Origin of the sequence: Desulfobacter latus, assembly GCF_013389365.1 — a bacterium.
GTDB lineage: Bacteria > Desulfobacterota > Desulfobacteria > Desulfobacterales > Desulfobacteraceae > Desulfobacter > Desulfobacter latus.
The window spans coordinates 1-6770 of the sequence record NZ_JACADJ010000033.1 but is presented as its reverse complement, the minus strand read 5'-3'; the positions used below and the strand labels follow the sequence as shown (position 1 = coordinate 6770).

Genomic DNA, 6770 nt, shown 5'->3' with positions numbered 1-6770 from the left:
GATCTGACACCTTATGATGTCGACCTGTTTACGTTTGAAGCCCAGGCCGGAGACGAGCTGACATTTTATGTTACAGAAAATCTATATTATTCCAGCACCAAATCTAAGCTTGTCATATACAATCCGGACGAGAGTGAATTTTTCAGCAAAGAAGCAACCTCCGCACCAGGAGAGAGAAATCTTGTAGCGGAACAGTCCGGTACCTATCGTGTGCTGTATTTCTGCAGTTCAGCTGGTGACACTTGTGATTATACATTGTATTTCTACAATTTGGGAGAGGGACGCAGAACCCAGGGAACGTCAGAGCTTCTGCAACCCAACGAACAAACAACCGGGCAGATTGAGCAACCCTACGATGTTGACGAGTTTACCTTTCACGGATTTGCAGACGAGACTATTTCCTTTTCCTGTTCAGAATCATTTTCCAGCAGTTCTGCAGATCTCTGTATCGTTGTTTACGCACCCGATGGCTCAGAGCTTTTATCTACTTGCACTGTGGGCACCTTCACCACAGATTCCATCACATTGTCCGTTGACAGCCCGGCCTATCGACTGATCGCCTATGCCGAGTCCGGATACACGGGCAAATACACCATTATGTATAAAAATTCATCTGCGGAAAGCTGGCCCAAACCCTACGAAGAGACGTCTCCTACCGACCTGACCTATAACGAAGACGATCCTGCACAGACAGGCGTTGTCGATTTTAAGACCGTCTTCAACGATCCCGACCATACCCCTGCCGAGCTCAGCTATACCCTGCGATCTGCAGAACCGGATGGGATCGTCTCGTTGACATTGAGTGCGGACGGCATTCTTGATGTAACGCCCCAATCACAGGCAAACGGAACCGTGACGGTTCGCGTGCAAGCCGAAGACCCCGACGGATTCACCGCCACCTCAACGTTCACTATAACCATCCAGTCCGTATCTGATGCCCCTCAGATAGAGGATGGGATCGCCTGGTCGGTTAAAGAAGACCAAGAGATCGGCTCCATTGTCGGTGTACCTGCTGTTGCGGATAATGACCCCGGAGAAACTTTTGTCTGGACCATCCAGGCAGGAAATGACGACGGCACGTTTGCCATTGATACCGACACCGGTACAATCAGTCTGGCAGACTACGTCGATTTTGAACAAACAGCCCGGTACAACCTGACCCTGCTGGTGACCGACAGTGAGGGCCTGACCGATTCAGCCGACATACCAATTACTATTATCGATGCCAACGACCGACCGAAGTGCGCAGACAGCCAGTTCTCCGTCAGCGAGGATCTGCCGGTATTGAGTATCTACCCGGCGAACGGCATACTTGCCGGAGCCACCGACCCCAATGGAGACAATCTCAGCGTTGATCCATTCCAGGGGGTGTCGGATCTGGGCGCCGTACTCGATGTTCGGGCGGATGGCTCACTGACCTATAACATGAGTGCGGCCCAGAGCCTACTTGCCGGCGAATCCGCGACAGATGAGTTCACAATGACGGTGCGTGATGCAGATGGGCTGCCAACCACCTGCACCCTCAGCTTGACGATCAATGGCGCCAATGATGCCCCGACGGATGTTGTACTGTCAAAATCCACCATACCGCCGGTGGCCCATGCAGGCTGGCTGGTCGGGGGGCTGACCAGCGTGGATTTGGATGATGGCGATTCGTATGTGTATGCCATTGAACCCGGAGGTGCCGACAATGACTGGTTTGCCATTCAGGGTGATCAATTGAAGTTGATACAGGATTTTCCCTTGGGTGGTCCAGAATCTTTGAACGTTTCGATTCGCTCCACCGACGCAGCCGGCGCTTATGTAATCACATCACATACCATAACTCAGGGGAACGTACTCTATGTGGATAACGATGTGCCCGCCGGCGGTGACGGTTCCTCACCGGAAACTGCCTTTACACAAATTCAGGACGGGATAGATGCTGCAGGTGTCAACGATATCGTTATTGTGTCGCCTGGAGAATATCTTGGAAATATTTATATAGACAAAGAGATCAGCGTTATTGGAAAGGTGGGCCGGGAAGCAATCATTAAAGGAGTCGGTGAGTACAGAGGCTTTCATATTGTCGCGGATAATGTAACCGTTTCCGGTTTTACGATCAATAATTGTGAATCCGCGGGCATATGGATTGACGGGGCATCCCATTGCTATATTGATTCTGTTGCCATTCAAAATGTGGTAGGCTGGTCGGGCATAGGAAGTGCATACCCGGGTTACGGCGTTTTTATCAGCAACGCATCTTATAATATCCTTGAAAACCTGAGCATTTCCGGTATCAGAGGTGCTGACGCTACCTATACTGGTGGCCAAGGGTATGGAATCAAGATAGATAAAAGCGATGATAACCGGATAAAAGATGTTACCATATCCGATATTGAAGGGGGGTATTCAGCTTATGCAAGTGCACTCTCCGGTCGCGACATCTATGCTACCCCTTACGGCATATACATATCCGAATCGGATAATAATACAATTTCAGACACCCATATTGAATATATAAGGCTGCGAAACCAGCTGAGGGTTTTGGATTGCACCAATCTTCTTGTCGAGAGATGTTACTTTGACCGTATTTACCTTGACGGCACCACAACCGCCACCATAGGCGGTTCTCCGGATGCCGAAAATTATATTTCCTCACTTGAAAACCATACTGCCAATCCCATAGATGCCACATACAATAACTGGGATTCCTTGTCTCCGGATGATAAGATAACGGATCAACTGGATGACCCGGATCTGGGGCGGGTAAATTCAGACCACTGGATTTATAATTATCCGCCTGCATTTTCCAGCACACCGATTACCAGCGCTGCCGTAAATCATATGTATACATATGAAATTTCAGCATCCGATCAAAACGGTGATGCGCTTGAGTTTCAAGGAGAAGCCCTGCCATCATGGCTTTCCATACAAAATAATGATGATAATACGGCTGTTTTATCAGGTATTCCTCCCGAGACAGCCCTGGAAAAAATTGAAATATCTTTGACGGTTGTTGAAAAAGCATCTGTTTCCAAAAAATATGATACCCAGTCATTTACCTTGAACATTGTGAATAATATAAGCTTCAGCACCCTGCCTGCATCCAGGTTGTATGCAGGAGAAGCGTATTCCGCTCTTATTGCAACAGCGCTGATTGTTGAGGATGAGCCGGCAGTTATCTCCATTGAGGGGCTGCCGGAGTGGCTTAGCTTTATTGACAATGGTGACGGAACAGGACTGTTGTCCGGCATACCGCCGGCAGAATCAAATGGAAACGCCTGGACACTTTCCTTACGCGGCACCTCCGGGGACGACACCGTGCTTCATGAACTTGAACTCAGTATATTTCCTTCTGATGCTGCGAGACTGTGGGACGGGATAGGCGAGGTTAACGACGTTGTCGTCAAGGGGAATATTGCCTTTGCCGTGTCCGACACAGGGTTGTATGTTATTGACGGGACAACACCGACGTCTCCGGTGCTTATCCGGCGATATCCAGGGCTTGCCGGCTCACGTTTAACGATTGAAGGAGATACGCTGCTCCTTAATGATAATACGGATCCTGAAAATATTTTGCTGGGAATTCTTAATGTGTCCTCTTCTGCTGAAGTATCCGTTATCAAAGCGTATCGCTGGGGTGGTGCCGTGCAAATGCGTTTGAAAGATAATATTCTTTATGCATTTTATGGCGATTCTATCGGTCTGATTGATATCAGTGATCCTTTCAATGCAGCATCTCGGTCTACATTGAATCCGCAAAGCGGTGCAAACGGGAGCGGAATAAAGTGTTTTGACATCAAAGACCAGCGCCTTTATGCTTATGACTGGTATGACCTGGGAAATATGATATATGATGTCAGTGATCCGGATAATCCTTTCTCTGAATACCCGTGCGATCCCGAGCCATATGGGTATGCTGCATTTGACGTTTCAGATCCGGAAGTATACCTGCTCGTACGGTCTGATCAAAATCAGCTGAGAAACCTGTCCCTGGACAAAGAGATTGTGTTACCGCCGGGTTTTACATCCAGCCCTTTATGTCTGGACGTGAAAAACGGCACGGCCTATGTGGCCTCGGATGATACGGGGGTACAGGTGATAAGCGGAATCGCATCAGGAACTGCAAAATTGTCTCATACCTATGGAGATATTTCCGGCCGGTTAAATACAGTTGTCGCAGGGGATACCTGTGTGTACATCGCCGGAGAGGACGGTCTTTATATTATTCCTGCATATTCAGACAATCCGCCATCTATTCAGTCGCAGCCACGGGATACCAGTGCGGTAGTGGGAACAGGTGTACAATTTTCCATTTCTGCATCCGGTACGCCGACCTTGAATTATCAGTGGTATAAAGACGGTATAAAAATTGAGGGCGCCTCAGGCCAGACACTTCATATCGAGCAGGTACTATTGAGTGATGCCGGAAACTACACATGCGCTGTCGATAATGCATTTGGAAATACCACCTCGGATTCAGCCGTGCTGAAGGTCTTGCCCCTTGGTGATTACAATCATGATGCTGAAATCAATATCACGGATGCTTTGAATGTGCTTCACATTTGTGTGGGAAAAAAGCCCGCCGCCATTTATTTGGATACGGATTTAAATAACGATAGAAAAATCTCTATTATTGATGCGCCAGCAGCATTGCAGAATGCTAAGGGAATGAGGACGAAATAACTTCCCCATTTTCCTGGGGACAGACTATAAATATTTAGGGATAAACGGAAAGATAAATGCAGGAGATAAATGGGGTCAGAGTAAAATTATTTGAATAAAATTGATCCGTTGGGATTGTGGCACTTTATGACCGGAGACGAGGCTCAGCCCTTAAACCATATTTCCAGAGCTGATTTGGCAGTGGTGATCAAAAAAATCTTTATGATCCCCACTGCCAGCCTGACCCTCACGCCGGCTTCAGTGGCGTATGGCGACAGCTTTGATATATCATTAACAGATGCCAAGGCCGAGGCGATCAACAGCAGCATCAATCTGTATGACAGCTCGGACCAGCTTACCTTTATCGCCATTGTCAACCGGCAGACGGTCAACAGCCCGGTAGCAAGTGCGGATATTTTTGAGCAGGCAGAAAACATCTACGCTTTTATAGATAATCACGGGGTCAGAAATGTCATAGCAACCCCGCTTGAGATAATTTTCAGCGACCAGGACAGTGACGGCGTGCAGGACCGTCATGATACCTGGCCTGCTGACAGCCGCTATGATACCGATGCCGACGGCAATGGTATCCCTGATATATTGGACAGCCTCTATAGCCTGGGCAGCTATGATCAAGATAGTGTGGTCAGCATTGATGGGCGGCTCATAGCTGTTAGTGAAATTATCACCGATGGCGGTATCTTCCCTATTGATCTCAATGGTAATGGCATTGCCGATGATGAAGAAGATACCAGCCTTATTGATACAACAGCCCTTCAGGTTCTCTCCGGACAGCAAGCGCCCCCAATAGTAACAACAGGCGATGTGGATGGAGATGGACATATCGGTACGGCTGAAGCGTTGTATGGCATTCAGCAGTCTGCACAATCAGCAGAAAATACGCCTTCGGACAGCGTAACGAATAACTGAACAGCTTTGACGGAGGAAATTATATGGGCAAAGGCACGGTATTAAGTGCTGATTGTACAGCCCGTAGGTTGAGTTTCACAACCCAACTACGGAATTCCGGCCGGAGTTCGGAAAGGAGGTGCTGATATGCATGACCGCATTTTACAATTGATGCGGGAAGCCATTCGTACCCGGAATTATGTCATGACATTGCATGCTGAAGAGGAAATGAATGATGATAATCTGACAATTTTTGATGTAGAACGAATCATACTTTCAGGAAAGATAATAGAGCGGCAGAAAGATAGGAGGACGGCAGAATGGAAATATGTCATTGAAGGCAATGATATATCAAAAGAAATCGCAGTAGCTGTGTCCAAAATAAGTGTTACCGGAAAGATGGTCATTATTACTGTGTATAAATTATGAGGTGTGAAATGATTTGTGATATTTGTGGAAATAGTACAACCCAAATCCGTTATGTAACGCGAAGTTATGGAAAAGGTAGTGACTTACTCATTATTGAAAACATTCCTGTTATTCATTGCCCAAAATGCAAAGAAAGCTATTTAACCGCTGATACATTGCATGAAATAGAACGGATCAAATTGCATCGACAAAACTTTGCAAAGGAACGTCCTGTCCCTGTTGCGGCATTTTGTTGATTAAACATTATACCGATTTTGGCTAACTGTTTGATTTTATTATATTGCCTAAAAAAACTCTTCTAATAAAATCAATGGGTTATGAAAGATCGGTATAATGTCTACTGATCAAGACCCGGCTTTAGCTGAGCTTGGTATTAAATTCCTCGTCCGATATCTCAGCCTGTTTGAGGATGGTTTTTAAAGTCCACCGGTCCAGTTCTTTGTGATCCGGGATGATTGCAACGCTGCCGGTGCTGTGGTTCTTCATCTTGATGTGACTGCCCTTTTGGCCGATCTTTTTATAGCCGATTTTCTCAAAAATTTTGACAAGCTACCGACCAGACATCAGGTTGGGTTTAGGGCTCAGGTTATAAAATCTAATTAAATAGTAATCAAAAGTATTTAATTTACGATCCAAATAGACTTTTTTATTAAAATGAAAGCACTTTAAATGGCTGAAACCCACAGCCTCTATTCCTTATCCTTATAAGTTCATTAAGGGATTCAGGAACTTCTTTTCGAATGATGTTTAATGCACCGTTCAGATCAGCGTTGATTATGCCCTTC

Annotated in this window: 5 protein-coding genes; 4 read left to right on the top strand and 1 reads right to left on the bottom strand. The window is 46.5% G+C overall.

What is annotated here, in order from left to right:
- The 4 genes from HXW94_RS10510 to HXW94_RS10495 all read left to right on the top strand — a co-directional run.
- Positions 1-4668: cadherin domain-containing protein (locus HXW94_RS10510; RefSeq protein ID WP_178366856.1), on the top strand; the 4668-nt coding region annotated here is incomplete at its 5' end.
- Positions 4669-4758: 90 nt separating this feature from the next.
- On the top strand, positions 4759-5577 hold the full coding sequence (locus tag HXW94_RS10505) for a hypothetical protein (RefSeq protein ID WP_218576676.1): 819 nt from the start codon (positions 4759-4761) through the stop codon (positions 5575-5577).
- A gap of 126 nt (positions 5578-5703) precedes the next feature.
- Positions 5704-5985 carry a DUF4258 domain-containing protein gene (locus tag HXW94_RS10500; protein ID WP_218576675.1) on the top strand — a complete coding sequence of 94 codons (282 nt, stop codon included), beginning with the start codon at positions 5704-5706 and terminating at the stop codon, positions 5983-5985.
- Positions 5986-5993: 8 nt separating this feature from the next.
- Positions 5994-6221 carry a type II toxin-antitoxin system MqsA family antitoxin gene (locus tag HXW94_RS10495; protein ID WP_178366854.1) on the top strand — a complete coding sequence of 76 codons (228 nt, stop codon included), beginning with the start codon at positions 5994-5996 and terminating at the stop codon, positions 6219-6221.
- A 121-nt stretch (positions 6222-6342) separates the two neighbouring features.
- Here HXW94_RS10495 and HXW94_RS10490 read toward each other — a convergent pair whose 3' ends face one another.
- Positions 6343-6525: a type II toxin-antitoxin system HicA family toxin gene (locus tag HXW94_RS10490; protein ID WP_178366873.1), complete on the bottom strand. Its 183-nt coding sequence runs from the start codon at positions 6523-6525 to the stop codon at positions 6343-6345.
- Between the last annotated feature and the right edge of the window lie 245 nt (positions 6526-6770).